Source organism: Pontibacter coccineus, assembly GCF_030546575.1.
Lineage (GTDB): Bacteria > Bacteroidota > Bacteroidia > Cytophagales > Hymenobacteraceae > Pontibacter > Pontibacter coccineus.
In genome coordinates, this window is the sequence record NZ_JAUOTN010000002.1 from 360,728 (window position 1) to 387,199 (window position 26,472).

Sequence of the window (26,472 nt, forward strand, 5' to 3'; positions counted from 1 at the left end):
GGCAAAGATTTGCTGAAGGTATACGTAGATTGCAGTACAGTCATTGAAATTTTGCGATTTGTGCGAAGCCCTTGCAGTCATTTTACTCCTGAAAGGCAAATTTATTAACTTGCATCAAGCCATTTATCCATAAAATAGATAATATGAAATTCGGAACAAAAGCTATACATGCCGGCGTGGAGCCGGACCCAACCACAGGCGCCATCATGACGCCGATTTACCAGACCTCCACCTACGTGCAGCGCTCACCAGGTGATCATAAAGGCTACGAGTATTCGCGTACGCACAATCCGACGCGCACAGCCCTGCAAAATGCATTGGCTGAGCTGGAGAACGGGAAGCATGGCCTTTGTTTCTCTTCAGGTATGGCCGCCATCGATGCCATCATCAAAATGCTGAAGCCGGGCGACGAGGTGATCTCAACCAATGACCTGTATGGTGGCAGCTACCGCATCTTCACGAAGATTTTCGCCAACTACGGCCTCAAGTTCAACTTCACCGACATGAGCGACCTGAGCAAGGTAGAGGCGTTGGTGAACGAGAACACCCGCATGATCTGGGTAGAGACGCCAACTAACCCGCTGCTCAACATCATCGATATCAAGGGCTGCGCCGCCATTGCCAAAAAGCACAACCTGCTGCTGGTAGCTGACAACACCTTCGCTACCCCTTTCCTGCAAACGCCGCTCGACATGGGAGCCGACATCGTGATGCACTCGCTCACCAAGTATATGGCCGGCCACTCGGACGTGGTGATGGGTGCTGTGATTGTGAAAGATGACGAACTGCACGAGAAACTGGCCTTTATCCAGAACGCCTGCGGTGGTACGCCTGGTCCGCAGGACTGTTTTCTGGTGCTGCGTGGCCTCAAAACGCTGCACATCCGCATGGAGCGCCACTGCGAGAACGGTCGTGCTGTAGCCCAATACCTCAAGAATCATGACAAGGTAGAGAAGGTATACTGGCCAGGCCTGGAAGATCATCCGGGCCATCGTGTAGCCAAAGAGCAGATGCGCTCGTACGGCGGTATGGTTTCGTTTGTGCTGAAAGGCGACAGGATGGAAGATGCCATCGCTACGCTGGAGCGCTTTAAGTACTTCGCTTTGGCTGAGTCACTAGGTGGTGTGGAATCGCTTTGCGGACATCCGGCCTCGATGACGCACGCCAGCATTCCGAGCGCCGAGCGCCTCAAGGCAGGCCTGAGCGATTCGCTGATCCGCCTGAGCGTAGGTATAGAAGACATTGAGGACCTGCTGGCTGACCTGGAGCAGGCCATTGGCTAATCATTACAAAACTGAAAGGTATAGCCGTTCCGCTCACAAGTGGGGCGGCTATTTTCGTAAGGTATAAGTATAGATGGAAGAGCAAAACATCTTGTTCAGGGAAAAGCAACGGTTCACGCAGTTCTGGCTGTGGGCGCTGCTGCTGGGTCTGGCGGCCATCATGCTGGCAGGTTTTGTGTACCAGGTCCTGCTGGGCGGTACCTTCGGCAACCGGCCCGTGTCGGATGTGCCGCTGAGCATTATGGTGGCCCTGATAGGCTTCGGGCTCCCGTTCTTTTTCTATTGGGTAACGCTGACCACAGAGGTAATGCCGGGCGTACTACAGGTGCGTCTGCGGCCTTTCCACCTGAAACCGGTGCGCATACCTTTGCATACCGTGCGTGATTTCGAGAGGGTGACTTACAACCCAATCGATGAATACGGCGGCTGGGGTATACGCTGGGGTGCAAAAGGAAAGGCGTACAGTACGTCGGGCAGGGAAGGAGTATTGCTGCGCTTTTACAACCAACAACCTCTCCTGATCGGCTCGCAGCGAGCCAAGGAGCTGTTTCTGGCAATAGAGCAAGCCAAAGCGCTGGGCAAAGGTATAGCGGACTAAATTGGCAGGTATAGAAAAGGCCGCTGTTCGATCTGAGCAGCGGCCTTTTCTATGGTATCAGGTATAGAGACTACTTTATCGACTGAATGCCCAGTATTTTGTAGATCTCCGTGAAGTCAGGGGTCAGGATGATTTCCGTACGACGGTTCTTGGCTTTGGCAGCAGGCGTACGGCCTGTGTCCACTGGCTGGAAGAAGGCGCGCCCGGCAGGTGTGATGCGGTCCGGCGACAGGCCGCGCTGTGCCATTAGGCGGGTGATCTCAGTGGCGCGCAATACGCTCAGGTCCCAGTTGTCGGCGATGTCCTTCGTGCCTGGTCGTACCTCCACGTCATCTGTGTGGCCTTCAACCAATACGCCAACGCTCTGGTTTTTCTTCAGCACGTCTACCAGTTGGTCGAGGGCCTGCTTGCCCGTGTTGTTCACTTTTGTACTGCCTGTGGCGAACAAAAGCTTGTCGGACATCGACACGTATACCTTGCCGTCTTTGATGTTCACGCTCAGATCGCCCTGGTTGAAACCAGACAGCGCACCGGTCACCTCGTTGCGAAGGTTATCCAGTATTTTCTTCTGGTCGTTCATGGCGCGCTCCAATTCAGTCAGTTTCTGCTCACGTGCCCGCAGCGTATTACTCAGTTCTTTTTCCTTTTCGCGGCTGGCGGCCTGTTCGCGCTCCAGGGCCTCTTTGCTGGCTTTCAGCTCGTCGTACTTTTTAGAGGAAACGCATGATGACATTAGGACGCCACATAGAAGCAGTGACAATGATGCTTTCGTGAAATTAGATCTCATGTGTAAGGGTGTTAATTGATCAGATTGTTTGTAATTGATTTTTACTGGCAACTATGGAACAAAACGCAAAACGAGGCCTGTAAGTATAAGCTAATTCAGTTTCGCTCCCTGATTGCCCCGGTTACCGAGCAAATATTGTGCTACAACTATATTTCAGGTATAGCCGAAGGTATAAATATTTCTGGTATCGTAACAGGTTATCCGTGGGAAAAGGCTGATCAGGAATCAATAACCGGAGAAGGCGGCGTGGTTTGACGGGCGGAAGGACTACTGCAGAATATAGCAGGTGCTGGAATACTGTGGTTGCGCTTGATCTTTTACTCGTCGTCTCTCCGAACCCATTCCAATGCTTTGTCGCGGTCGGTGGGTTCAAAGTACTTTACCTTGGCCGTGGTGAAGGGAGTTGCCATGACGGTAAACCAGTCCAGCCACTTTTGGTTGCCGACGAGCGCCACTTTTCTGAAGTCGCCTGCGTGCCGGAAGTCAAACCTCAGGTCTTCCCAAAGCGCCTGCAACGATATTTCTTCAGCCTCCTGCAACTCTGCATACACCCGTATCTTACCGTACTGTTTGATTTTCTCCTCCAGTATCGGTAACATCACCTCGTAGTCATGGCGGTCTACGCTGCCTGCCAGTCGAAAAGCAACCAGCTCTTCCCGCGACTCTTCAAGTAACTGTAGCATTGGGATCAGGTTTGTCGTCATAGATACGTAACGACGATGACCACGTTCAAGTATAGTATTCGGCTACAGCTATACTTATGCCTGTTATTGTACCATATTCTGACCTATTGGGCAGCCAACGTGCTCAGCTGGCGAAGTAGTATGTCGCGGGTGGTACTGGTGGTGCCGTCAGCGAACCGGATGCTGTAAGGCGTGCCAGACGAAGACTGCGTAGCCAGTTCTGTGACAAACCCTTCCGCCGTTTTAATTTTTGAGGCATGCTTGTTCCATTTTGAATACAGGTGCTCCGCAGCCTTTTCAGGTGCAAATTCGCTGTTGTCGCGTATAAAGGTGGCGCCCTGGAGGGTGCGTATGTATTCGATCAGCTGCTTCACTTTCTGATCTTCTGACATTGTTTCGGAAGAACCGCTGAGTTCGTAAGAGCCCTGTGCAGCAGCAAGTTGCGTTGCACTTTGGGCTAACAGGATGGCCACCGCCACGAATAGTACTCTGAACATGGTTTTTGTACTCGTTTATTTTAAAAAAATCTGTTCGGATCATTAATTTTGCAATCCGGTAAGGCACTTAATTTCAAGTCTTAACGTTAGGTTCAGAAGCAAAAGCTATACCTGAATCTGCCGTTGTAACGGCTATACGTATTTTATGAAGAAAATTTTCTCCCTTTTTGCGGTGGCCTTTTTGCTAGGCCAGCAGGCCTTTGCCCAACAAAACATCGAAACCAGATTGGGCTACAGTTACAACGATAAATTTGAATTTTCGGACGAGTGGCAATACCTCTCCACTGACATTTACCTCTTCAACGGTGGCCAGTTTAACCGTGTGCTCAACGAGTTGGAGTCAGGGGTAAAAAAGAAAAGCAAGAAGAATTACGCTTACGAACTGGAGTACCTGTTCATCACGGCGCAGCTCAAAAACCTGAAGCTCTTCGGCAACGACCAAATCGTATACCCGCTCTTCAACTTCCACATCAACACCGACAAGAAGGAATACCACACCCAGGTAAGTGACCACCTGGAAGTGGTGCGCATTATAGACAAAATGCCGCTGACTTCTGCCCAGAACAGCATCGATGCCGCCATCAACGCCAAGGCAGTTACCAACCAGGACGGTGATCAGGTGTTCAACCTGGTGGCCAGCCAATTGGTAAGCCTTTCGAACCTGACCAACCCATCGGTGGCGGTCATGTCGCTGGTAGGGGAGTTTGGCAACTTGCTCAATTCGCGCGCCAAGAAGAAAGAGTACAAATTCAGCTCCACCATCCGCCTTTACGAAGGCCAGGATTTTGACACACGGCTGCACTCAGTGAAGGTATACGTGTTCGTGCCTGGCAATGTGAAGACCGTTACTTTAAAGCCCGCCAAACTTGCCGATTACCTCAGCAAGAACTCCAGCAAACTCGATCGCAAGCAGATAGAAGATGCCATCGGGTACAAGGAGTATCCCTACATTGTGGTGGCCAACTATAAGTCGCTCTACAAAGTGGATGTGCTGACCGGCGACGAAGTGACCATGGACCTGATCGAGAAGCGCAAACAGAAGATCCAGACGGCCTACGACACGAAGCTGATGAACGACGAGACCTATCGCCAGGAAAAGCTGTATGTAGAGTTTCTGCGCATTTTCGCCGAGATGAAGCAAAACCTGAACGCTTACCGACTCAACTACCGCAACAACTCCCCGGAGATCAACGCCAAGAACCTGTTCGGCATCATGCAGGAGTACAAGCGTATGAAAACCGCCTTCGAGGCACGGGAGAAAGAGTTTGACAAGAACTCTACCTATAAGAACATCTTCCGGTCGGAGTACGAGTCTATACTGGCTAATGCCGACCTATACCTGGACGCCGACCATAACCTGAAAAACGCCAAGGTGCTGGTGAACACGCTGCAGGAGCTGGAGAACAACCCGAAAGCCTGGGATACGCCGGCCAAGCGCGAGGCCGCGCTGGCCAAGCTGTCGTCTGTGGAGTTGCCGCGCGCCGATTACCTGTCTGCCTCAGTAGAAGGGGAGGCCATCGTGCGCCTGACCAAAAGGTTGGAAGACATGCAGTACCGCGAGGTGTTTGAAAAGGAAGTGAAGCAGCTGGCGGAAGCGCAAGCCTCTGATGAGTCAGTGTCGATGCGCAATGCCCTGCAGGACAAAGCCAACACGAGCAACTGCCTGAGCTGCCGCGACAAGGTGCGTGATGCGGTGAACGAGTACAACAAACGCCACGAAAGCTCCCGACTGAAAGAAGAGACCAAAGAGATGGGCAAGCTGCAGAGCGCCGCCGAACAACAGGTGCTGCGCCACCTGCGCTGGCAGCTGTGCTTCGACAATAACCTGCAGGCGGTGGCCGTAGCCAGTTCCGACAATGGCATGGACCAGTACTACGCGAAGCTGGGTGAGAGAAGCAGTGCCTTTGCCGCCACGATCAAAGAACTCGACACGCTGGCCAAAAACATACCTGAGAACCCGCGTCTGCAACAAGTGCAGGCCTATAACAAACAGCTCACCAACCTGATGAAAGAAGTAGAGCAGCACTATACCTTGCTTTGCGAGTTAGACAAAAAGCTCTGCGAGTGTCAGTAAGGCGCCAATAACATTCCCGCGATTTTACCCGTTGGGACTGTATGGTTGATTTTCTGGATACGCTCTTAGGTATAGACTCCGATTCACTCACATGGTGGCAAATGTCCATCCGGGCGGTGGTGGTATTCATTGTCGCCCTAATTATCATGCGAATCGGCAACAAGCGCATCTTTGGCAAACAAACCGCCTTCGATATCGTGCTGGGAATCATCTATGGTTCAATTCTTAGCCGCGCAATTACCGGCAATTCTCCCTTCTGGCCTACACTGGCCGCCGCCCTCATACTGGTTCTCCTTCACCGCTTTCTGGCTTTTCTGGCCTATAATACCGAGGGCTTTATCGGGCCCTTTATCAAAGGAAATCCTGTTTGCCTGATCAGAGACGGGCAACTTCAGGAGGACAAACTTAAAAAGCACAACCTGACCGACAATGATTTGCAGGAAGCCCTGCGAAGTGGTGGCGTTTCCTCCATAAAGGAGGTAGAGTCGGCCTACCTGGAGCGGAGCGGGGATATCAGCATCGTGAAGAAAGCTACATAAACACGAAAGCCTTTCCAAAACTGGAAAGGCTTTCGTGTTTAAATTTTGTTAGACAGTGCTTAGGCCATCTGTGCGTCCAGCTTGCCAGCCAGTACGTTTTTAGGCACAGCGCCTACCTGCTTGTCCACAACCTGTCCGTTTTTGAAAACGAGCAGTGTTGGGATGCTGCGGATACCGAACTTGGCAGAAGTCTGCGGGTTTGCGTCTACGTCAACTTTACCGATCACGGCTTTACCTTCGTACTCGCCAGCCAGCTCCTCTACAATTGGGCCTACCATGCGGCACGGACCGCACCACTCTGCCCAAAAGTCTACCAATACGGGTTTATCTGAATTGATGATCTCATCAAAATTAGCGTCAGTGATTTCTAATGCTTTGTTAGCCATAACTTTAACGATTTGTTGGTTAAATTCTGTGTTTTAAATATAGTAACATTTTATAGCTTGTCAAATTTAAGCCCAAAGTGCTTCTGCCTGACAAGCTGTCCTGTTCCCGGGCAATTCCCGCTGCAAATTTAGAACTTATACATACGACTATTGCAAGCGGAGGGTATATTTATTTGTATAAACAAATGTTGCGGGATTAAGTTTCATTGGCGAGGGGGTGGTAGAGGAGTGTTAACTTAATCTGGATGCTTAGTTGGTAGTAAGCTAGGAAAGTTACGGTAGGCTCTTTCGGATTTATCAATCCGAAAGTTAACTGTAGCGGATTTCTTAATCCGCGTATACAAACTTCATTTATTAATGCACGCGGATCTGGAGATGCGCAACAGTTATTCTTCGGATTGATAAATCCGAAGCAGCATTAAGGGAAGCATTAATGTTTCAGGAAATTGCGATGGGACTCAAAAACAGGATAGCAACAGGGAATTTATACTTCTTAACCTTAACAGTGGTGGATTGGGTAGACCTTTTCATGAGATCGATTTACAAGCACATTATAGTCAATTCCCTTAAGTTCTGTCAGGAAAAGAAAGGACTCCAGTTGTATGCCTGGGTGTTGATGACAAACCATCTGCATATAATTGCGGCAGCAGATGAAGGCAAATAATTTATCTGACATCCTGCGCGATTTCAAGAAATTTACAAGTCGACAGCTGGTGGAAGCTATTCAGCAAGGAAATGAAAGTAGAAAAGAGTGGCTATTGTATCGCTTTCATTTAGCGGGCAAGTACGATCCAAAAATCACGCATTACAAACTTTGGCAAGACGGCAATGAAGCCAAAGAAATACACAGCAACACTTTTATGGAGCAGAAGCTGGAGTATATTCATCAGAACCCAGTTCGAGCGGAGTGGGTTGATGAACCCGAGCATTACAGGTATAGCTCAGCGGCTAATTATGCCGGGTTGGCTGGCTTGCTTCATGTGGAGTTTCTGGATTGATATTAGAATTTACTAGTTGCTACTTCAGAACCTGCTACTTCGGATTTATCAATCCGAAGTTTAACTGTTTCGGGTCTCCAGACCCGCGTGTACCACCTTTTGGAATACGGGGATTAGGAAATCCACTACAGTTAACTTTCGGATTGATAAATCCGAGAGAGCAGTTTGCGATTCGGGCAGTGGTGTCCGAATGAGCAACAAAAAAGGTATGCCACTTACGCAGCATACCTTTCCTATACCTGAAAAGTGGAGACTGTCACGCCAATCTCCAAAACTCCAAATCCTTTACAGCAGCTTACACTCTCCCAGTCCCAGGTCCTTGATCTGGCCCAGGAATACTTTCGGGTCAACGCGGTATTTGCGGGAGTAAGTGGGTAGCACCAGTTTTTCGTCTGGAACGTGGAGTGTGATTTCCAGTCGCTTCTGGCCCGGGCTGGTGGCGATGGCTTCTTCCAGGGCTTCAGCCAGGTTAGGGGTCAGGAGTTGCAGGTTTACGTTAACTTGCACGCCTTGTGCCATTTTGTCCATCACGTCGCCCAAAAGCTGGATATTGGTAGGCTTAAGCTCCCACTGGTCCTCCGTTTTATAGCGCAGCTGCACCTTACCCCGGATGAACAGGTATAGCCCTTGCCGCAGGTAGGGCTGGAACTTCATGTAGTCCTCTCCGAACAGCGCCATTTGCAGCGTGGTATCATAGTCTTCGATCGAGAACAGCGCAAACGGGTTGCCGTTCTTGGCAGTACGGATCACCACTTCTGACACCATACCCGCCACATTGATGTCCTTGTTTTTGTGGTTGGCAATATCGGCTAATGCGGAGGTACAGTATGAGTCGATCTCCATCTTGAACTGGTCGAGCGGGTGACCTGAGATGTAAAAGCCTACCACGTCTTTCTCACGGCGAAGCATTTCGGCCTGCGTCCATACCTGTACCTCGGGTATTTTTGGTAGCGGCGAGGCCACAGCGGCACTGCCCCCGAACAGCGACTGTTGCGCTGCCTGTTGCTCTGCCTGGTAGTTGTTGCCGTAGCGAACCGCTTTCTCCAGCAAACTGATGTTCTCGCCTTCTGGCACTTCCATTAACTGGGCGCGGTGATAGAGTCCCCAAGAGTCAAATGCTCCGGCCAAGGCCATGCTTTCAAAGGTCTTTTTGTTCACGGCACGCAGGTTGATGCGCTTCGAAAAGTCAAAGATATCCTGGTATGGACCGTTCTTTTCTCTTTCCGAAATGATGGCGTCTACCGCGGCTTCGCCGGTGCCTTTTATCGCGGCCAGTCCGAAACGGATCTGCCCCTGTTCGTTCACGTTGAACTTCAGCAAAGATTCGTTCACGTCCGGACCAAGCACGGCAACACCTTGTTTGCGGGCCTCCTCAATAAAGAACGTCACCTTCTTGATGTCGTTCATGTTGTTGGTGAGTACCGCCGCCATGTACTCGGCAGGATAGTGCGCCTTCAGGTAACCGGTCTGGTAGGCCACCACGGAGTAAGCAGCAGAGTGCGAGCGGTTGAAGCCGTACTGGGCGAACTTCTCCATCACGTCGAACACCTCCGAAGCTTTTTTCGCCGGGATCTTGTGCATTTCTGCGGCACCGGCGATGAACTTCTCACGCTCCTCGGCCATCTTCTTCATGTCTTTCTTACCCATGGCACGGCGAAGCAAGTCGGCGCCGCCCAGTGAGTAACCGGCCAGGATCTGGGCCGTCTGCATGATCTGCTCCTGGTACACCATGATCCCGTAAGAGTAGTTCAGGATCGGCTCGAGCAGCTCGTGCGGGTATTCCACTTCCTCTTTGCCGTGCTTGCGGTTAATGAAGTTCGGGATGAACTGCATCGGGCCCGGCCGGTAAAGGGCGTTCATGGCGATCAAATCTTCAATGTTGGTCGGCTGCAGGTCCTTGAGGTACATGCGCATACCTTCCGACTCGAACTGGAACGTACCGATCGTATCGCCACGCTGGTATAGTTCGTACGTCTTCTCGTCATCTATCGGAATGTTGTCAATGTCGATCTCTACGCCGTGGTTCTTTTTGATCAGCTCCATGGCATCTTTGATGACGGTCAGGGTTTTCAGGCCCAAAAAGTCCATCTTCAGCATACCGGCACTCTCGATCACTTTGCCATCGAACTGTGTCACGAGCAGGTCCGAGTCTTTGGAGGTCGAAACTGGTATGTAATTGGTGATGTCGTCCGGCGCGATGATCACACCGGCGGCGTGTATACCTGTGTTGCGGACCGAACCTTCCAGCTTTTCGGCCAGCTTGAGCACAGCAGCGCGCGCATCGTCTCCTTCGCGGATGGCGGCCAGCTCCAGGTTCTCCATGAAAGCCTTGGCCAGCGTAGTGCCCGGTGTGTCTGGTACCATTTTAGCCAGTTCGTTGGCCTCGGCCAATGGCAGTGAGGTAGAGCGAGCCACGTCTTTGATTGACGATTTAGCGGCCATGGTGCCGAAGGTGATGATCTGGGCTACCTGCGTTTTGCCGTATTTGTCCACCACGTAATCGATCACGCGCTGGCGGTTCACGTCGTCGAAGTCGATGTCAATATCGGGCATCGACACACGCTCCGGGTTGAGGAATCGTTCGAAGAGCAGGTTATACTTGATCGGGTCGATGTTGGTAATACCGACACAGTAAGCCACAGCCGAACCGGCAGCAGAACCACGACCCGGACCCACGAACACACCCATATCACGGCCCCGGTTGATGAAGTCCTGCACGATCAAAAAGTAGCCGGCAAAACCCATCGTCTTGATCACGTGCAGCTCAAAATCGAGGCGCTCGGTCACTTCCGGGGTAATTTCAGAGTAGCGCTTGGCAGCCCCCTCGTAAGTCAGGTGGCGCAGGAAATCGTCGGCATTGGCATGCTCCGGCGGAATTGGGAAGTTCGGCAACAGGATGTCGCGCTTCAGAACGGGCGGTGTGATTTTGTCAACGATCTCGTTGGTGTTGTCCACGGCCTCCGGCACGTCCTTGAACAGCTGGTTCATCTCGGCCTGCGTTTTGAAGTAGAACTGGTCGTTCGGGAAACCAAAACGGGTCTTCGGGCCGGCCTCGTCGATGCGCTGCAGCATCTGGCGCACGTTCATGTGGTTGCTATACTTGCTGCGCACGTTCTCAACGGTGTCATAGATTACCTTCTGGTCGTCGCTCAGGAAGCGGTAATACTTGGTGGCAAAGTCGCCCACCGGTGTGCTCTGGTCTTCGCCGGTGTTCACGCATAGCAGAATGTCGTGGGCGTTCCAGTCTTCCTGATCCACGTAGTGGGAGTCGTTGGTGCAGATCACCTTGCAGTTATACTTCTTCGCCCACTTCAGCAGCACCTGGTTAATGTCCTCCTGGCTCTTGCCGGTGCCGTCGATGTTCATCAGGCCGTGGCGCTGTATCTCAATGTAGTAATCTTCACCGAACACATCCAGCCACCACTTGAATATCTCCTCGGCCTCTTCTTCGCTTTTCCACAAAATGGCCTGTGGTACCTCGGCACCAATGCAGCAGCTAGTCGCGATCAGGCCCTTGCTATACTTGAGTAGCAGTTCCTTGTCGATGCGCGGCCACTTGCTGTATACCCCCTCAATGTAAGAAAGCGAGCAAAGCTTAGCCAAATTCTGGTAACCCTCCTGATCTTTAGCGAGCAGCAACTGGTGGTGGCGCACGTCTTTCTGTTCCTTGGTGAAGGTCTTCAGGTGGCGGTCTTTCACCAGATAGAACTCACAGCCCACGATCGGCTTCACGTTATATTTGTTGGCCTCGTTCACGAAGTTGAAGGCGGCGAACATGTTGCCGTGGTCGGTCATGGCAACGGCGGGCATGCCATCGGCCTGCGCCTTTTTCATGAGCGCGCTGATGCTGGCCTGACCGTCGAGCAGGGAGTACTGGGTATGGGTGTGTAAGTGCGAAAAAACTGGCAAGACTATAGAGAATTAATAATGACGAATGATGAATTAAGAATGACACGGAGGTATAGAACCAGCTATACCCCGAGCATTTTCCGGGATGTTAAAATTACGGAAAATCGGTCGGCTGCCCAAACCAAAAACAGCCCTGCAGCAAAACAAACGTATGGGCGTAATCATCCCCTGCACATCAGGGAATTTACCGATAGGTATTCCCAAATAAAGTGTATAATTATAACTCAAGCAGCATCACGCACCGTAAGATAAAGCCTGTGCCGAAACAGGTATAGCAACAGGGAACAGCATGGCAGAAACAATTGATTCAGGGAAGATAGGAGGTATGTTCCGGGCTTTGCGCTCGCGCAACTACCGGGTCTTTTTCATGGGGCAGGGAATTTCGCTCATCGGCACCTGGATGCAGCAGATCGCCATCAGCTGGCTCGTATACCGTCTCACCGACTCCGTGTTCCTGCTGGGCGCCGTTACGTTTGCCAACCAGATTCCTTCTTTTTTACTTGGGCCCTTTGCCGGAGTGCTGGCCGATAAGTTTAACCGCCACCATGTATTGCTGGTCACGCAGTTCCTGTCGATGCTGCAGGCGGGCACATTGGCAGCCCTGGTGCTAACGGGTACGGTGCAGGTATGGCATGTGATGACGCTTATGGTGGTGCTCGGTACGATCAACGCTTTTGATGTCGCCACCCGCCAGGCCTTTGTGGTGCAATTGGTCGACAAGCGCGAAGACATCAGCAACGCCATCGCGCTCAACTCCTCGATGTTCAACATGGCCCGACTGGTAGGGCCATCCATAGCAGGCGTGCTGATTGCCTGGGTAGGGGAGGGCGTCTGCATCCTGATCAACGCGGTGAGCTACATCGCGGTGCTTGCCTCGCTCCTGACGCTCCGGCTTAACCCCTTTGTGCGCGAAATTCGCCAGGAAAATGTATGGGCCTCTCTCAAGCAGGGCTTTTCCTATGCCTTTGGTTTTCCGCCCATCCGCACCCTTATCCTGATCGTGGGATTGATCAGCATGTTCGGCATGCCTTTCAGTGTGATGCTGCCGGTGTTCGCCCGCGACATTCTGCACGGTGGTGCCAACACGCTGGGCTACCTGATGGGAGCTTCCGGGCTGGGGGCTTTGTCGGGGGCCCTGTTCCTGGCGCAGCGTAAATCGGTAATAGGGCTTGGTAAGGTGATCATTTTCACGATGACGTTGTTCGGTACAGCGCTGATGGCTTTCTCTTTTTCCACTGTACTGTGGCTGTCGCTGGTGCTGATGCTCTTCACCGGTTTTGGGATGATCGTAACGATGGCCTCCTGCAACACGCTGTTGCAAACGCTGGTAGATGAGGACAAGCGGGGCCGTGTGATGAGCCTGTACGCCACTGCCTTTATGGGCATGGCACCGCTTGGCAGTATGCTGGCGAGCAGTATAGCCGAGCAGATCGGGGTGGCCTATACTTTGCTGGGTTGCGGCTTCCTTTGTGCTGTTAGCGTTATCCCTTTTGCCCTGCGCCTGAAACGCCTGCGTGTGATGGTGCAGCCTATCTACGAGCGCCTCGGCATTATACCGGAGATTGCCTCCGGCCTTCGTACCGCCACAAAGCTGACCGCTCCTCCAGGGAAAAGGTAATTTAAAACGTAGCACGAGACACGTAGCATGATGCCTTCAGTGATTGCTTGGTAGTAGACTACTCGAGAAAGAACAAACGATTTCCCCTTCGGTAGATATAAACAGAAAAGAGAAGCATAATTGCTTCTCTTTTCTGTTTTGCTTGATCTCCAAAAAGACTTTTGTCCTTTGTCAGGGAATCCTTCTGGTACTCTTTAAGAGAGTCGTGCTACGTGTGTTGTGATACTAAAAGTCTACTTCTTCCGGATCACCAGCTTATCGCCCGGTTTCACGTTGAAGTCAGATTTGTTGTTCCACTCCATGATGTCTTTGATGGTAACGCCATACTTACGGGATATCTGGTAGAGGCTCTCGCCGGATGCCACTGTATGCTGGGTGCTGGAGCCTGTAAATGTTTCTGCAGGCGCTTCCTCTAAATCCTCGTTTGTCACTTCCTGATCGGCTGGGGCAGTCACGCGCAGCTCCTGTCCAATGGAAAGGGCCGTGCTACGCAGGTTGTTCCAGGCTTTCAGCTCGTTCACCGTCACGTTATACCTGCGCGACAGCACGTACAGCGATTCGCCGGCAGCTACGGTATGGACCTCGGTTTTCTCTGTTGCAACGGGGGTTTCTGCATTTGCCTCCACGTTAGGGGCAGACTCTTCAGGTACCGTCTGCGGCTCTGCAATGATCAACTCCTGACCGATCTTGATCGGAGCGTCACCGAGGTTGTTCCAGGTCGTGATGTCGTTCACGGTCACGGCGTACAGCCTCGAGATGCCCCAAAGCGACTCGCCTTGTTTCACGATGTGGCGTGCTGGTTTGGCTTGCGGAGCAGCATCTTCTTTAGCAACTGTACTGGCCTGGGTAGTTTTAACTGGCTCCTGTCTGGCAGGTTTTGGCTTTGCCGGTGCAGCTTTAACAGGAGTTGTCTTAACTGTCACCTGCTCTGTGGCAGCAGTTTCCACTGTTTTTTCTGCTTCCAACACCTCAGCTGTTTCTTCCTCTTCATTTCCGGAGAAACCCACGAACACATCTTCGCTCAAGCCTACTGCCCATTCGGCATTTTCCTCTTCTGCCTCTTCAACAACTGTTTCCTGAGCTACCGTCTTTTGCTTCTCCGTTTCCTGGGTTTTCTTGCCAGGGTATAGGTTCGCATTTTTTGGCTTCTCCGTAGCTGCTGGCGTTGTCGCCTCTTGAGCTTTAACTGGTTCTGTAGCTTTTACTTCCTGCTCTGGTTGCTTCATCACAGGTATAGGCGCCGTTTCATTTTTAGGTGTAACAGCCACCTTTACCGGTTCCTCTTCCTGGACTATACCCTGTTCCGTTTCTTTAACAGGTGCAGCTGGAATAGCTGTTTCTTCTTCCTGCTTTGTGGTGGTAGCAGTTTGCGTTTCTTGTTGTTCAGGTGCTGTTGCCTGGCCTTTCAGTTTGCTCCAGCTCTTTTTGAAGCGGGTCAGGAAGTCGTCTTGCTGGGCAGCAGGCTCTGTAGCAGTTGTCTTAGCTGACGCTGTGGCCGTTTGAGGGGCTTTTTCCTGGGTAGTAACATGCTGCTTTTCAGCACCTGGGACAGGCTTCAATTCACGCACCTCGATGGCTACTTTGGTTGGACGGCGTTTCTGCAGCCAAAGCACGCGACCCGGTACCGGCACCTCCGCACGTTTCATGCGGTTCTTGAACTGCAGGTAGTCCATCCGGATACCGTATTGCTGGGCGATCTCCTGCATGGTTTCTCCGTGTTGCACCACATGGTACTCTTTGTCGGCATTGAGGCGTTTTGCCTCGATGTAATACGCTTCGCCTTCTTCGAACTTGTCGAAGTCGCGCATGTCGTTAAAGCGCAGGAGTTTGCGGGTGGTGATGCCGGCTTTGATGGCCAGTTTGTCCTTGGAGTCACCCTTGCCGGCTACGATGGCATTCAGGTTGTTGCGCTTGATGATACTGCCCGCCGCAGGTATAGCCGCCGTCTGGCGGACAGGTGCTGTGCGAACAGGCTCCGTAGAGGCCACTATACCTGGCTCCGTCGTATGGCGAACCGGTAGCATCACATAATAATCCTTGTCGGCAGGTATGGTGCTACCTAGTAGCCACTTGTTGTATTTTTCGAGTTCTGATGGATCGGTTTGATAAGCCAGTGCTATGTCAGCGAGGCTTTGGCCAGGGGTGGCACGCAGCTCACGCAGCGAAACCACCGGCGGGGCGCTCTTCCCGATAAAGCTGTCATAGGCCACCTTGTGCGCCAGGAAGGTCAGCAGGTAGGGGTCCGACTTCTCCGTAATATCCATTTGTTTGCTACCCTTGTCTGACTCTTTGACATAAGCCTTAGCGCCCGAGTAGCCGTGGTAATACGACAGCAGCGCATTAAACCAGTTGTTATAGTAGTTGTTGCTGCGCTTGAAATAGCGGGCAGCACCACGGCTGGCCTCTACAATATGCCGGCGCTCATCCACCAGGTGGTCCATGCGCAGGTTGAAGTCCAGCGCCGCCTCTTTTTTAAACTGCCAGTAGCCTACAGCATTGGAAGTAGACACGGCATCGCCGCGCAGGCCGCTTTCCTGCAGGGCCAGGTACTTGAAATCATCCGGAACACCTTCTTCCTGAAACGTGCGCTCAATCAGCGGAAAGTAGGCGTCGGCCAGTTCCACTTTCATTTGGAAGAACTTCGGACTACGGTGTAGGGCATCCACTTTTTTCTGGATCTCTTCCTGTGCCCTCGGCGAAATGCGCAGGTGGATGTCACCGAAATACAGGTTGTGAGGCACGGTGACAGTTTGTGCCATAGCAAGCATTGGCAGGAGCAGGAGCAGTAAGAAAGGTAATGGTCTCTTCATAAAGGTAAACGGGTAAAATAAGCCAAGCTATCCACAAAATGGCTACAGCATATGTTGAAACAGATGTGGATAACTCATTAAGGTATAGTATGTTCTCTATATAGAGATACGCTTGCAAAATTAACGCAATTTACCCCGCATTCTAAAGCTTAGAACGAAGTTATTTTAGAGAAACTTTTTGATGTGGATAAGTAAAGGGGAGGTTATTTCTTGCGGGCCACCATCAGGCCATCGCGCACGGGCAGCAGGATGTTTTCTACCCGCGGGTCGTCCTGCACTTTTTTGTTGAAATCCAGCAAGGCGGCCGTGTCTTCATCGAGCTTCTTTCGGTACTTAGCCAGCACCTTGCCACTCCAGAGTACATTGTCAGCAATGATGTAGCCACCTGAGCGTACGCGGTCGATCACCAGATCGTAGTAGTTGGCATAATTATACTTGTCGGCATCAATAAATACCAGGTCAAAAGTAGCGTCGATAGTAGGGATGATCTCCAGAGCATTGCCGATGTAGTATTTTACGCTCTCGCTCAGGCCCGCCTCTTTTATATAGCCACGCACCGTGTCTTCAAGTTCTTCGTTGATGTCGATGGTGTGCAGCGTGCCGTCTTCCTGCAGTCCTTCCGCCAGGCAAAGGGCCGAGTAACCGGTATAGGTGCCCACTTCCAGGATCTGCTTGGGGCGGATCATGTGGGAGAACATGGAAAGCAGACGGCCTTGCAGGTGACCTGACAGCATGCGCGGTCGCATCACGTTCAGGTGCGTCTGGCGGTTTATCTTGTGCAGCAACTCCGACTCCGGTGAGGTATGCTCCTCTGCGTATTGCTGCAGTTCTTCATCCAGAAATTCCATTTTTTGAATTGTTAAATGGTTGATGGTTAAATGGTTGTTGTGGGATGGATTAACAATTAAACAATTTAACCATCAACCATTTAACCATATAGCAATTTATCCTTTAACAGGTACGTAATTCAGGAAACTAAGCTTCTCTTCGCGCAGCACATCGTTGGCAATGTCGATCAGGTCCTGGGCGGTGGTGTTTTTGATCTGGTCGAAGATCTCGTTCAGGGTATCGATGTGGCCCTGGTCGAGGATGCTCTTGCCCATCATCATCATCAGGCCCATGTTGCTTTCCTCCGCCATGGCCAGCTGACCCATCAGCTGCTCTTTGGCCGTGTGCAGTTGCAGCGAGCCCAATTGTTTTTCGCGCAGCTTCTTGAGTTCCTTCAGTACCAGCGAGGTGGTGCGCTTGAGCTGCTTTTTCTCCGTGCCGAAGTAAATAGACAGCAAGCCCGTGTCAACGTAAGTGGCGTAGTTGGCGTCGATGGTATACACCAAGCCGTGCTTTTCGCGGACGGCCAGGTTCAGGCGCGAGTTCATGCCCGGACCGCCCAGCAAATTCACCAGCATGAAGAAAGGTATACGGCGGTCGTCGTTGAGGGCGTAAGCCGGACAGCCGATCACGCAGTGTGCCTGTGAGATCGGCTTTTCGAACGTAACCGCCTTTGGTGTGTAGTTCTCAAAAGCAACACGCTGTCGTGGCTTGCTGATAGCCGGGATGTCGGCCAGGTACTTTTCGGCCAGCTTTACCACCTTTTCGAAAGGCAGGTTGCTTACCGAGCAAAACACCAGGGCTTCCGTGCTCAAGTTGTCTTTTATAAAACGCTGAAAGTCTTCTTTCTTGAAACCGGAAACGCTTTCCTTGGTGCCCAGAATGTTGTTACCGAGCGGATGAGTGTCAAATACCACGTTATCAAACTCGTCCACGATCGCCTCTTCCGGGGTGTCCAGGTACATGGCCATTTCCTCGAGTATCACGCCGCGCTCTTTCTCGATTTCCTTTTCAGGGAAGATGGAGTGGAAGGTGATGTCGGTGAGGAGCTCAAAAGACTTCTCGAAGTGTTTGTCGAGCACGGAGCTGTAAAAGCAGAGCTTTTCTTTAGTAGTGTAGGCGTTCAGTTCGCCGCCCACCGACTCCAGTCTGTTGAGGATGTGGAAGGACTTGCGCTTGTCCGTGCCCTTAAAAGCCATGTGCTCCCAGAAATGGGCCAGCCCCAACTGGTCAGGCTGCTCATCGCGGCTGCCCAGGTCCAGAATAAAGCCGCTGTGGGCAATTTTGGTGTGTAGTACTTGTTTGTGAACGATTCGAATACCGTTCGGCAATGTATGAATATGATAATCAAGCATTCAGTTCGCAATTAGCCTGCAAAGATAGGCAAAAAGTACCAAAACAGGCCGCTTGTCCGCCAAATGTTAGCGGTCGAGGCTGCGTCCGCCCACGTTGATCACGAAGCCCAGCGAAAAAACAGAATAGCCCGCTGTGAGCGCCTTGCGGTTGCGAAGTCCGAAGTTGGTGCCGCTCGTGTACTGCAGCTGCACCGAAGGACTAAGTACCATACGGGTATAGAAGATCGGCTCCAGGAAAATGTTGTCCTCGTTTGGTTGTTCCACCCCGTTGAGCAGGTGTTTGTTCATGTTGACATAGCTCACCCGCAGGGCCGTGCCATAGTTAAGCGGAAACTCGTTGCCGAGCAGGCGCAGCGACTTTTTCTTTTTGGAGCTGAAGTTCACCTGCGTGAAATATTTGCTGAAACCAGCCTCGCGACGGGTATAGGTCATCACGCCTTCTTTTTCTTCCTTTTCGTTACGGTCGCTGCTGCCACCGCCAAAGCCGGCGTATACCTCCAGGACCCGGTTCTGGTTCGCGCCAAACGTGGTGAAATAGCCCGCGCCGGCCTCTATCAGGTTGTGGCGGAAGTCCCGCTTCTTGCGTTCCTGGTTCAGCATGGAGCCGTTCAGCATCACCCCGATGTTATCGGTTACGGCATAGGCCGTGTTAAACGTGATATTGCCTTTCGGTGTGATGTGCCCGCCGGCACTCAGCTCACCTTTCTCGGTGAACATGGGCACATTGGGCACATTGGGCATGTACGTTGACACACAACCAGTGGTCAGGAAAAGGAGGGCAGCTGTGAAGAGTTTAGTAGAATGTAATAGTGATTTCATACGGGCAAGCATGGCTAAAAGAACTGCTAAACTAACTTTCCTGTCGCTAAGAAGGAAAATATTTTTGCTCTTTTCCGTGAAAGGCGCTGCAGGCTTATACCTACAGCGCCTAAGCTTTCAAGTTTAGCCGCATTGGCGTAGCTTTGCGGCAGCTTATACCTGATGAAAAAGATCCTGATCATACAGACCGCCTTTCTGGGCGATGTGGTGCTGGCAACCGGACTGGTCGAGAAACTGCATGCCCATTATCCGGAGGCACAACTTGACTTTCTGCTCCGCAAAGGCAATGAGTCGCTGCTGAAAGGGCACCCACTGCTGCGCCAGGTCCTGATCTGGAACAAACAGGAGGGCAAGTATAAAAGCCTGCTCCAACTGCTCCAGCAGATCCGACACGAGCGCTACGATCTGGTCGTGAATCTGCAGCGCTTCGGTGCCACCGGTATTCTCACCGCACTTTCCGGTGCCCGGGAGACGGTCGGGTTCGACAAGAATCCTTTCTCCCGCTTCTTCACCCGCCGCTACACCCACAGCGTAGACTCGGGTACGCACGAGGTGGAGCGCAACCACCTGCTCATCGCCAGCCTCACCGACGGGCAAGCGGCCAAGCCCAGGCTATACCCTTCTCCAGAGGACTTTAATAAGGTGGAACCGTTCAAGCAGGAGCCTTTTATTTGTATGGCGCCTACCTCGGTTTGGTTTACCAAGCAGTACCCGCTGGAGCAGTGGGTGGATTTGCTCGACCAGTTAGGCGACAGGTATACCGTATATCTGCTCGGGGCGCCGGCCGACAAAGCCCACTGCGAGGAGATCATCAGCAAAACCAAAAGCAATCGGGTGAAAAACCTGTGCGGGCAGCTTAACCTGCTGCAGTCGGCGGCCCTGATGCGCGATGCCGTACTCAACTACGTGAACGACTCTGGCCCCATGCACCTGGCCTCTGCCCTGGATGCGCCCACCTGTGCCATCTTTTGCTCCACGGTGCCGCGCTTTGGCTTCGGGCCATTGGCAGATTTCTCGGCCGTTGTCGAGAGAAAAGAGCCGCTTTACTGCCGCCCCTGCGGCTTGCACGGGTATAAATCCTGTCCCGAGGGACATTTTAAATGTGCAAAAGACATAGCCACAGCACAGTTACTGGAGGTGCTCGCTACCCGCACAGCCTAAATAAGTTAGCGTGTCGGGGACGGTATGTCAGAAGAAGGAATAAGACAAGTCCGGAGCAGCTGGTATATTAGGTTTTTTCTATAAAGGCCTTTGCAGTTGATTTAAAAGTACTACCTTTGCGGTGCAAGTTCTGCTAGGCCTAAGAATCTGACGAACCGCTGCACCTAGCCACTATACCTACAAAACTATGAAATACCAGCCCATCGACAGGGAGCTGTTCTGCTATAACAGGCGCAATTTTGTGCGGCAGCTCAAGCCTTCCTCTCTTGCTGTTTTTCATTCTAATGATGTGATGCCGACCAATGCGGATGGCACCATGGCGTTCCGCCAGAACAGCGACCTCTTCTATCTTTCGGGAGTAGACCAGGAGGAGAGCATCCTATTGCTTTTTCCGGACGCACGCGACGAGCGCATGAAGGAAGTGCTGTTTGTACGCGAGTCGAACGAGCACATCATGGTATGGGAAGGGTATAAACTCACCAAAGAGCAGGCTCGCGAAACGTCAGGTATAGCCTCTGTGCTGTGGCTGAAAGATTTTAAGCAGGTTTTCAATAGTTTGATGGCCGAAGCCGAGCACGTATACCTGAACACCAACGAGCACCTGCGTGCCGTGGTGGAAGTGGAGACACGCGACGCCCGCTTCATCAAATGGTGCCGGGAGGTATACCCGCTGCACCGCTACGAGCGCAGCGCGCCCATCATGCACCACCTGCGTGCCATCAAATCCGAAAAAGAAATAGACCTGCTTCGCAAGGCGTGCGATATCACCGAACTGGGCTTCCGCAGACTGCTGCAGTTTATCAAGCCCGGGGTGATGGAGTACGAAGTGGAGGCAGAACTCTACCACGAATTTATACGCAACCGCTCACGCGGCCCGGCTTACAGCCCCATCATCGCTTCGGGCGAGAACGCCTGCATCCTGCACTACACCGACAATAGTCGCGAGTGCAAGGACGGCGACCTGCTGCTACTCGACGTGGGGGCGGAGTATGCCAATTACGCCGCTGATATGACGCGCACGGTGCCCGTGAACGGTAAGTTTACCAAGCGCCAGCGCGAAGTATACGAGGCAGTGCTGCGAGTGATGAAAGCCGCCACCCAGATGCTGGTGCCTGGCAACTCGCTGGACCAGTACCACAAGTTTGTGGGGACAGTGATGGAGAACGAACTGATCGGACTCGGCCTGCTTAACGCAAGCGATGTACGCAACCAGGATCCTTCCAATCCATTATACAGGAAATATTTCATGCACGGCACTTCGCACCATTTAGGGCTCGATGTGCATGATGTGGGCAGCAAGTACCGCTCTTTTGAAGAAGGAATGGTGTTTACCTGCGAGCCAGGCATCTATATAAGAGAAGAAGGTATAGGCGTGCGGTTGGAGAATGACATTCTGGTGACGCGGAGCGGACCGGTGGACCTGATGAAAAATATTCCGCTGGAGGCGGACGATATTGAGAGGCTGATGCAAAAGCGCTAAGCGCGTGCATGGCAGGGGTTTACAGATAACTACTTGCAGCCTTTTTTATTGTATTTACGTTAAAAAACAGATGCTTTGCATTAATTGATGTTGAGCATACAACCCGCTAGTTGTAAAAAGGGTTGAAGTACAGGGATGCGCGGCTGCTGAAAACAGGTAAAGCAGTGCAAACAGCGCATCGGAGTAGAATTAGATTTAAGCTGATAAGACCGTTTTTTTAGACATTAACAAAATGCTTTTGCTTATGGATAAAAATTACAACAATGCAACGACTACCCGCCTGACGTATCGAAATATACGTTCCGTCTGTTTTTTTATAGAAATATAAAAAAACTTACCTGAAAATATGTACGTATTGTCATATCAAAATATACTTTTTAAAATTATGCGAAAAACTCTAACGAAACTATTTACAACTGCTTTTGCGCTTGTATTCCTGCTGTCTGCCAACACAGCTGTGCTTGCGCAGAACGCCGACCAAAGGACGAACCTCCAGATCTACGGAAGTGCGCTCCAATATAAAGGTGATTTAGGCCATAACTGGTGGAAAGATAAAATGGGCTGGGGAGGCGGCGTTTCGCTGAACAGATACATGAGCCCGTCTTTCGACGCTGGTCTGCACCTGAGCTATGGTAACACTGAATTCAGCAGATTCGGATCCACCATGGATACCAAACTCGGCATGGCAATGCTCGGCCTGAGACTGAAAATGTATGGCACTATCCTGAAAGAGGACGCCTTTATCGGCCCATACCTGACAGTTGGTGGCGGTGGTCACTTTGTGAGACCAGAAGGTACTTCACCAACCGGTGCTTATGAAGATAACTTCGTTGCAGCTGCTGCTTTTGGTGGTGCTGGTATCCGTTTCAGATTCTCTGACAATGTGAGCCTGTTCATTGAGACAAAAGCTCACTTCACGAGCAACGACAAGTATGACAACATCGAGTCGAACATCAACGATCGCTTCCTACAGCACAACATCGGCCTTGGCTTCAACCTTGGTAAAGGCAAAGATACGGACGCTGACGGTGTGCCTGATAGAAGAGACAAGTGCCCAGATACTCCAACTGGCGTGCAAGTTGACAAAGACGGTTGCCCAATCGATACTGACGGCGACGGTGTTCCGGATTACCAGGACGAATGCCCAACTGAGGCTGGCGTAGCTAACCTGGGTGGTTGCCCTGACCGTGACGGTGACGGCGTAGCTGACAAAGATGATCAGTGCCCAGACGAAGCAGGTACTGCTGCCACACAAGGTTGCCCAGACAGCGACGGTGATGGTGTAGCTGACAAAGACGACAAGTGCCCTGACACGCCATCTGGTGTTCAAGTAGGTGCCGATGGTTGCCCAGTTGACTCTGACGGTGACGGTGTTCCGGATAACGAAGACCTTTGCCCTAACTCAGCAGGTACTGCCGAAACTAAAGGTTGCCCTGAGCTGGATGCCCGCACTAAGAAACTGATCGAAGAGAAAGTTAAATTCGAATTTGACCAGGCTCGCGTACAGGACGGTTACCGCCAGCTGCTTGACAGCATCGTGGTAGCTCTGGAGAAATACCCTGACCACGTACTGTTGATCAAAGGTCACGCTGACCACATCGGTTCAGAAGAGTACAACCAGGCACTGTCTGAGCAAAGAGCACAAGCTGTGAAGGACTACCTGATCCAGCGCGGTGTTCAAAACCCAGACCGTTTGGTAACAAGAGGTTACGGTGAAACTCAGCCACTTGTACAGGTTAACACAAGACTGTCTAAAGCCAGAACTGCTGCTGCCCGTGCTCAGAACCGACGTGTCGGTTTCGAGATGAACACGCCAGACATGCAACTGAATCTGGAGTAACATAACTAGCCGTTAAGGTTAAAACACAAAAAGGCCCCGCAGAGCAATCTGCGGGGCCTTTTTGTGTTTATGCGGGGTTGTGCAGAACAAGGTTAAGGAAAATTTTCAGGTGTGAGAAAGGCAGAGGTGAGCACAAAGACCTCGCAGCGTCTTTCAGACCTGCGAGTGTCTAAGGGCTGCGCAGGTATAGCTTGTCTGAATCAGGATTAACAGGATTTTAAAGAGGGCCCCTACCCCCAGGATTGACAGGATTTTCTCAGACGATTGACATCTCCCTGCCCCCAAGGTAGGGTCGTTGAGTTCTAAGGAATTCTCCCCTTGAGGGGAGCGCAGAGGGGTGTTTACATCTGCGAGGAAACTGGAAGTTGGCCATTTACTGGCTTTTCGACTCTGTATTTACACCCCTATGATCCCCTCAAGGGGATAGTTTATGGCAGAACGTCCCCAAGGGGGATTTCCCGTCTGTTGCCAATCTGCAGGTATAGGTGCTGTAGTTCCCGTTGCTGAACCGGGTCAAATCACCCCTGCCCCTCCTTGTCCTTTAAGAGGGCGCCTACCCTAGGAGGGGAGCTTGTAACTGCCAATTCACAGGTACAAGCCCCGTGGCACCTGTTTCACACCCCTGGCAGGTATAGCAAGACTAACTTGCCCCGGAAGCGATGAAACAAACAGCATCAGCCAGGTGCACTAAATGACGCTCCACTGTTCGAGCGTTCAGCGAGTGGGGGTAGGGGCCCTCGATTTGGAGCGTCTTGATTTTTTTGCCTTGGGCGTAGGGGCCCTTGCTTTTTTTATCAAGAAAAAAAGTAGGTGCCCGCCGCACAGGCGAAGCTATAAAACAGCACTGGTTGCTATACCAGCAACAGCAGTAGCGACACCAGCTTAAAACTTGCCATCATGCACTATCGGCCGGAGTCCGCCCGATACCTCACACTCGCCAGAGGCGAGCGAGAGCTCAGAAGCCGGGGCAACCACAATAGGGCCGGAGGCCCCATCATAGCAAGTCACGAGCGTGGACGCTCGCGCCATAGCACATAGCTCCGCAGGACAGGCAAAGAACCCGCCTTGCTATACCTATAGCACTTCCGAGAAAACCGAGTAAAGAGAAATTCTACTGCTTCGAAGCCAGCAGGTATAGCACCGCCATACGAATGGCCACGCCATTCTCTACCTGGTTGAGAATGATGGAGTGATGAGAATCAGCGGCATCGGAGCTAAGTTCTACACCGCGGTTGATCGGGCCGGGGTGCATGAGTACGATCTCCTTGTCGAGGCTGTCGAGCATCTTCTTGTCGATGCCATAGTAGAGTGTATACTCACGTAGGGATGGGAAATACTTCATTTGCTGGCGCTCCAGCTGTATGCGCAGCACGTTCGCTACATCGCACCAGGCAAGCGCTTTGCGCACATCAAACTCCACTTTTACGCCCAGCTCCTTAATGTACTTGGGTAACAGCGTAACTGGCCCGCAGACCATCACCTCGGCACCAAGTTTCTGTAGCGCGAAGATGTTGGACAGCGCCACACGAGAGTGCAGAATATCGCCGATGATCACCACTTTCTTGCCTGCAACTTCGCCCAATTTCTCACGAATGGAAAAAGAATCAAGTAGGGCCTGGGTGGGGTGCTCGTGGGTGCCGTCGCCGGCATTTACGATGTTGGCATCGATATGGCGCGACAAGAAATGGGGTGCTCCCGGGCTGGAGTGGCGCATCACGATCATGTCCACTTTCATGGCCAGGATGTTGTTCACCGTGTCGAGCAGGGTTTCGCCTTTCTTCACGGAGCTGCCGCTGGACGAGAAGTTGATCACATCAGCGGAAAGCCTTTTTTCGGCCAGCTCGAAGGAAAGGCGGGTGCGGGTAGAGTTCTCGAAAAAGACGTTGGCAATGGTGATGTCACGCAGCGAGGGCACTTTCTTGATGGGCCGGTTCAGAACATCTTTAAAGTTATCAGCGGTCTCGAAAATGAGTTGAATGTCTTCTGCTGTAATGTCTTTGATGCCGAGGAGATGCCGGACGCTGAGCTCTTGCATGGGTGCTTTATTCTTCGTTTTTGGTCACTAACCAGATATTGTCTTCTTGTGTTTCGGACCCTTGCCACTCCACCAGCACCCGCTGCGATTGCAGAGAGTTGACACGCCGGCCCACGTACGTTGGCTCGATGGGCAGATGGCGGCTGTAGAGCCGATCAATCAGCACCAGCAGCTCCACATTGGCCGGGCGCCCGAAGGAGATCATGGCATCCATGGCGGCCCTCACCGAGCGGCCGGTATAGAGCACGTCATCCGCCAGAATCACTTTCTTACCCTCGATGAGGAAGTCGATGTGCGTGGCGTTAGCGGCCAGTGGCGTATCCCTTCTTCTGAAGTCGTCGCGGTGGAATGTGGTGTCGAGGTAGCCTGTTGGAACCGTGGTGCCCAGGATGGCTTTCAGGGTGCTTTGGATGCGTTGTGCCACCTGGCGTCCGCGGGGCTGCAGACCGATGATCACAGAATCAGAAAAATCGCCGTGGTTCTCGATGAGCTGGTGGCAAAGGCGCATCACCATAATCTCGAGCAACTGGTGATTTACGATGAGTCTTTTCTGCATGGCCTGGGGTCTTGGTTGCAAATATAGGATGTTCGGTTGAATTGTTAAATTGCTGGGTAGCTAAAAGGGTAAATTGTTAAATTGTTGAATGGTTAAATTGTTGGATTGTTATTGATTAAGGCGGTAAGAAAGAAATTTTGAAGAAAGCATAGTGAATACCGTACGCTGTTAGAAATAGGTATAGCCGTAATTCTGTAAGTAAAATCAATAACCATC

21 protein-coding genes are annotated in these 26,472 nt (G+C 51.8%); 9 read left to right on the top strand and 12 right to left on the bottom strand.

What is annotated here, in order from left to right:
• The first annotated feature begins 143 nt into the window (after positions 1 to 143).
• Both Q4E40_RS05545 and Q4E40_RS05550 read left to right on the top strand, forming a co-directional pair.
• Positions 144 to 1,283: a cystathionine gamma-synthase gene (locus Q4E40_RS05545; protein WP_303410551.1), complete on the top strand. Its 1,140-nt coding sequence runs from the start codon at positions 144 to 146 to the stop codon at positions 1,281 to 1,283.
• Positions 1,284 to 1,356: 73 nt separating this feature from the next.
• The gene (locus Q4E40_RS05550; RefSeq protein WP_303410552.1) at positions 1,357 to 1,881 is read left to right on the top strand and encodes a DUF6141 family protein; all 525 of its coding nucleotides are present in this window, start codon (positions 1,357 to 1,359) and stop codon (positions 1,879 to 1,881) included.
• A 70-nt stretch (positions 1,882 to 1,951) separates the two neighbouring features.
• On the opposite strand, the gene Q4E40_RS05555 is transcribed toward Q4E40_RS05550, so the two are convergent.
• From Q4E40_RS05555 to Q4E40_RS05565, 3 genes are all read right to left on the bottom strand, one after another.
• Positions 1,952 to 2,668, bottom strand: coding sequence for an OmpA/MotB family protein (locus Q4E40_RS05555; RefSeq protein WP_303410553.1), 717 nt, complete (start codon positions 2,666 to 2,668; stop codon positions 1,952 to 1,954).
• Between the two features lie 317 nt (positions 2,669 to 2,985).
• The gene (locus Q4E40_RS05560; RefSeq protein ID WP_303410554.1) at positions 2,986 to 3,351 is read right to left on the bottom strand and encodes a SpoIIAA family protein; all 366 of its coding nucleotides are present in this window, start codon (positions 3,349 to 3,351) and stop codon (positions 2,986 to 2,988) included.
• Between the two features lie 104 nt (positions 3,352 to 3,455).
• Positions 3,456 to 3,848 carry a DUF5329 family protein gene (locus Q4E40_RS05565; protein WP_303410556.1) on the bottom strand — a complete coding sequence of 131 codons (393 nt, stop codon included), beginning with the start codon at positions 3,846 to 3,848 and terminating at the stop codon, positions 3,456 to 3,458.
• 145 nt (positions 3,849 to 3,993) lie between these two features.
• Here Q4E40_RS05565 and Q4E40_RS05570 point away from each other — a divergent pair, with 145 nt between their 5' ends.
• Both Q4E40_RS05570 and Q4E40_RS05575 read left to right on the top strand, forming a co-directional pair.
• Positions 3,994 to 5,922: a hypothetical protein gene (locus Q4E40_RS05570; protein WP_303410557.1), complete on the top strand. Its 1,929-nt coding sequence runs from the start codon at positions 3,994 to 3,996 to the stop codon at positions 5,920 to 5,922.
• A gap of 41 nt (positions 5,923 to 5,963) precedes the next feature.
• The gene (locus tag Q4E40_RS05575) at positions 5,964 to 6,461 is read left to right on the top strand and encodes a DUF421 domain-containing protein (protein ID WP_303410558.1); all 498 of its coding nucleotides are present in this window, start codon (positions 5,964 to 5,966) and stop codon (positions 6,459 to 6,461) included.
• A gap of 59 nt (positions 6,462 to 6,520) precedes the next feature.
• Here Q4E40_RS05575 and trxA read toward each other — a convergent pair whose 3' ends face one another.
• Positions 6,521 to 6,847: a thioredoxin gene (gene trxA, locus Q4E40_RS05580; protein WP_076669473.1), complete on the bottom strand. Its 327-nt coding sequence runs from the start codon at positions 6,845 to 6,847 to the stop codon at positions 6,521 to 6,523.
• 650 nt (positions 6,848 to 7,497) lie between these two features.
• On the opposite strand from trxA, the gene Q4E40_RS05585 reads away from it, so the two are divergent.
• Complete coding sequence (locus Q4E40_RS05585; RefSeq protein WP_303410560.1) at positions 7,498 to 7,845, top strand: transposase; 348 nt, start codon at positions 7,498 to 7,500, stop codon at positions 7,843 to 7,845.
• A 285-nt stretch (positions 7,846 to 8,130) separates the two neighbouring features.
• Here Q4E40_RS05585 and dnaE read toward each other — a convergent pair whose 3' ends face one another.
• Positions 8,131 to 11,754 (bottom strand): DNA polymerase III subunit alpha, encoded by a 3,624-nt coding sequence (dnaE, locus tag Q4E40_RS05590; protein WP_303410561.1) that lies wholly within the window; start codon positions 11,752 to 11,754, stop codon positions 8,131 to 8,133.
• Between the two features lie 289 nt (positions 11,755 to 12,043).
• Between dnaE and Q4E40_RS05595 the strand changes: the two genes are divergently transcribed.
• On the top strand, positions 12,044 to 13,372 hold the full coding sequence (locus tag Q4E40_RS05595) for an MFS transporter (RefSeq protein ID WP_303410562.1): 1,329 nt from the start codon (positions 12,044 to 12,046) through the stop codon (positions 13,370 to 13,372).
• A 233-nt stretch (positions 13,373 to 13,605) separates the two neighbouring features.
• Here the strand turns inward: Q4E40_RS05595 and Q4E40_RS05600 are convergent, their stop codons facing one another.
• From Q4E40_RS05600 to Q4E40_RS05615, 4 genes are all read right to left on the bottom strand, one after another.
• Positions 13,606 to 16,182 carry a LysM peptidoglycan-binding domain-containing protein gene (locus Q4E40_RS05600; protein WP_303410563.1) on the bottom strand — a complete coding sequence of 859 codons (2,577 nt, stop codon included), beginning with the start codon at positions 16,180 to 16,182 and terminating at the stop codon, positions 13,606 to 13,608.
• A 203-nt stretch (positions 16,183 to 16,385) separates the two neighbouring features.
• Positions 16,386 to 17,030, bottom strand: coding sequence for an O-methyltransferase (locus Q4E40_RS05605; RefSeq protein ID WP_303410565.1), 645 nt, complete (start codon positions 17,028 to 17,030; stop codon positions 16,386 to 16,388).
• A gap of 96 nt (positions 17,031 to 17,126) precedes the next feature.
• Positions 17,127 to 18,365 carry a M16 family metallopeptidase gene (locus Q4E40_RS05610; protein WP_303410567.1) on the bottom strand — a complete coding sequence of 413 codons (1,239 nt, stop codon included), beginning with the start codon at positions 18,363 to 18,365 and terminating at the stop codon, positions 17,127 to 17,129.
• A gap of 66 nt (positions 18,366 to 18,431) precedes the next feature.
• The gene (locus Q4E40_RS05615) at positions 18,432 to 19,184 is read right to left on the bottom strand and encodes a hypothetical protein (protein WP_303410568.1); all 753 of its coding nucleotides are present in this window, start codon (positions 19,182 to 19,184) and stop codon (positions 18,432 to 18,434) included.
• Positions 19,185 to 19,346: 162 nt separating this feature from the next.
• On the opposite strand from Q4E40_RS05615, the gene Q4E40_RS05620 reads away from it, so the two are divergent.
• The 3 genes from Q4E40_RS05620 to Q4E40_RS05630 all read left to right on the top strand — a co-directional run bounded on the left by Q4E40_RS05620 (position 19,347) and on the right by Q4E40_RS05630 (position 23,665).
• Positions 19,347 to 20,345, top strand: a complete 999-nt coding sequence (locus tag Q4E40_RS05620; RefSeq protein ID WP_303410569.1) for a glycosyltransferase family 9 protein — start codon at positions 19,347 to 19,349, stop codon at positions 20,343 to 20,345.
• 187 nt (positions 20,346 to 20,532) lie between these two features.
• A complete protein-coding gene (locus Q4E40_RS05625) occupies positions 20,533 to 21,825 on the top strand; it encodes an aminopeptidase P N-terminal domain-containing protein (protein ID WP_303410570.1) in 1,293 nt (430 codons plus the stop codon).
• A gap of 385 nt (positions 21,826 to 22,210) precedes the next feature.
• On the top strand, positions 22,211 to 23,665 hold the full coding sequence (locus tag Q4E40_RS05630; protein ID WP_303410572.1) for an OmpA family protein: 1,455 nt from the start codon (positions 22,211 to 22,213) through the stop codon (positions 23,663 to 23,665).
• A gap of 882 nt (positions 23,666 to 24,547) precedes the next feature.
• Here the strand turns inward: Q4E40_RS05630 and Q4E40_RS05635 are convergent.
• The 3 genes from Q4E40_RS05635 to pyrR all read right to left on the bottom strand — a co-directional run bounded on the left by Q4E40_RS05635 (position 24,548) and on the right by pyrR (position 26,256).
• Positions 24,548 to 24,694 carry a hypothetical protein gene (locus Q4E40_RS05635; protein ID WP_303410574.1) on the bottom strand — a complete coding sequence of 49 codons (147 nt, stop codon included), beginning with the start codon at positions 24,692 to 24,694 and terminating at the stop codon, positions 24,548 to 24,550.
• 82 nt (positions 24,695 to 24,776) lie between these two features.
• On the bottom strand, positions 24,777 to 25,700 hold the full coding sequence (locus Q4E40_RS05640) for an aspartate carbamoyltransferase catalytic subunit (protein ID WP_303410576.1): 924 nt from the start codon (positions 25,698 to 25,700) through the stop codon (positions 24,777 to 24,779).
• Between the two features lie 7 nt (positions 25,701 to 25,707).
• On the bottom strand, positions 25,708 to 26,256 hold the full coding sequence (gene pyrR / locus Q4E40_RS05645) for a bifunctional pyr operon transcriptional regulator/uracil phosphoribosyltransferase PyrR (RefSeq protein ID WP_303410578.1): 549 nt from the start codon (positions 26,254 to 26,256) through the stop codon (positions 25,708 to 25,710).
• Positions 26,257 to 26,472: the final 216 nt, after the last annotated feature.

Coding starts and splice junctions, on each gene's coding strand:
- Q4E40_RS05545 (WP_303410551.1), top strand. CDS start 144: ATGAAATTCGGAACAAAAGCTATACATGCCGGCGTGGAGCCGGACCCA.
- Q4E40_RS05550 (WP_303410552.1), top strand. CDS start 1,357: ATGGAAGAGCAAAACATCTTGTTCAGGGAAAAGCAACGGTTCACGCAG.
- Q4E40_RS05555 (WP_303410553.1), bottom strand. CDS start 2,668: ATGAGATCTAATTTCACGAAAGCATCATTGTCACTGCTTCTATGTGGC.
- Q4E40_RS05560 (WP_303410554.1), bottom strand. CDS start 3,351: ATGCTACAGTTACTTGAAGAGTCGCGGGAAGAGCTGGTTGCTTTTCGA.
- Q4E40_RS05565 (WP_303410556.1), bottom strand. CDS start 3,848: ATGTTCAGAGTACTATTCGTGGCGGTGGCCATCCTGTTAGCCCAAAGT.
- Q4E40_RS05570 (WP_303410557.1), top strand. CDS start 3,994: ATGAAGAAAATTTTCTCCCTTTTTGCGGTGGCCTTTTTGCTAGGCCAG.
- Q4E40_RS05575 (WP_303410558.1), top strand. CDS start 5,964: ATGGTTGATTTTCTGGATACGCTCTTAGGTATAGACTCCGATTCACTC.
- trxA (WP_076669473.1), bottom strand. CDS start 6,847: ATGGCTAACAAAGCATTAGAAATCACTGACGCTAATTTTGATGAGATC.
- Q4E40_RS05585 (WP_303410560.1), top strand. CDS start 7,498: ATGAAGGCAAATAATTTATCTGACATCCTGCGCGATTTCAAGAAATTT.
- Q4E40_RS05595 (WP_303410562.1), top strand. CDS start 12,044: ATGGCAGAAACAATTGATTCAGGGAAGATAGGAGGTATGTTCCGGGCT.
- Q4E40_RS05600 (WP_303410563.1), bottom strand. CDS start 16,182: ATGAAGAGACCATTACCTTTCTTACTGCTCCTGCTCCTGCCAATGCTT.
- Q4E40_RS05605 (WP_303410565.1), bottom strand. CDS start 17,030: ATGGAATTTCTGGATGAAGAACTGCAGCAATACGCAGAGGAGCATACC.
- Q4E40_RS05610 (WP_303410567.1), bottom strand. CDS start 18,365: ATGCTTGATTATCATATTCATACATTGCCGAACGGTATTCGAATCGTT.
- Q4E40_RS05615 (WP_303410568.1), bottom strand. CDS start 19,184: ATGAAATCACTATTACATTCTACTAAACTCTTCACAGCTGCCCTCCTT.
- Q4E40_RS05620 (WP_303410569.1), top strand. CDS start 19,347: ATGAAAAAGATCCTGATCATACAGACCGCCTTTCTGGGCGATGTGGTG.
- Q4E40_RS05625 (WP_303410570.1), top strand. CDS start 20,533: ATGAAATACCAGCCCATCGACAGGGAGCTGTTCTGCTATAACAGGCGC.
- Q4E40_RS05630 (WP_303410572.1), top strand. CDS start 22,211: ATGCGAAAAACTCTAACGAAACTATTTACAACTGCTTTTGCGCTTGTA.
- Q4E40_RS05635 (WP_303410574.1), bottom strand. CDS start 24,694: ATGGCGCGAGCGTCCACGCTCGTGACTTGCTATGATGGGGCCTCCGGC.
- Q4E40_RS05640 (WP_303410576.1), bottom strand. CDS start 25,700: ATGCAAGAGCTCAGCGTCCGGCATCTCCTCGGCATCAAAGACATTACA.
- pyrR (WP_303410578.1), bottom strand. CDS start 26,256: ATGCAGAAAAGACTCATCGTAAATCACCAGTTGCTCGAGATTATGGTG.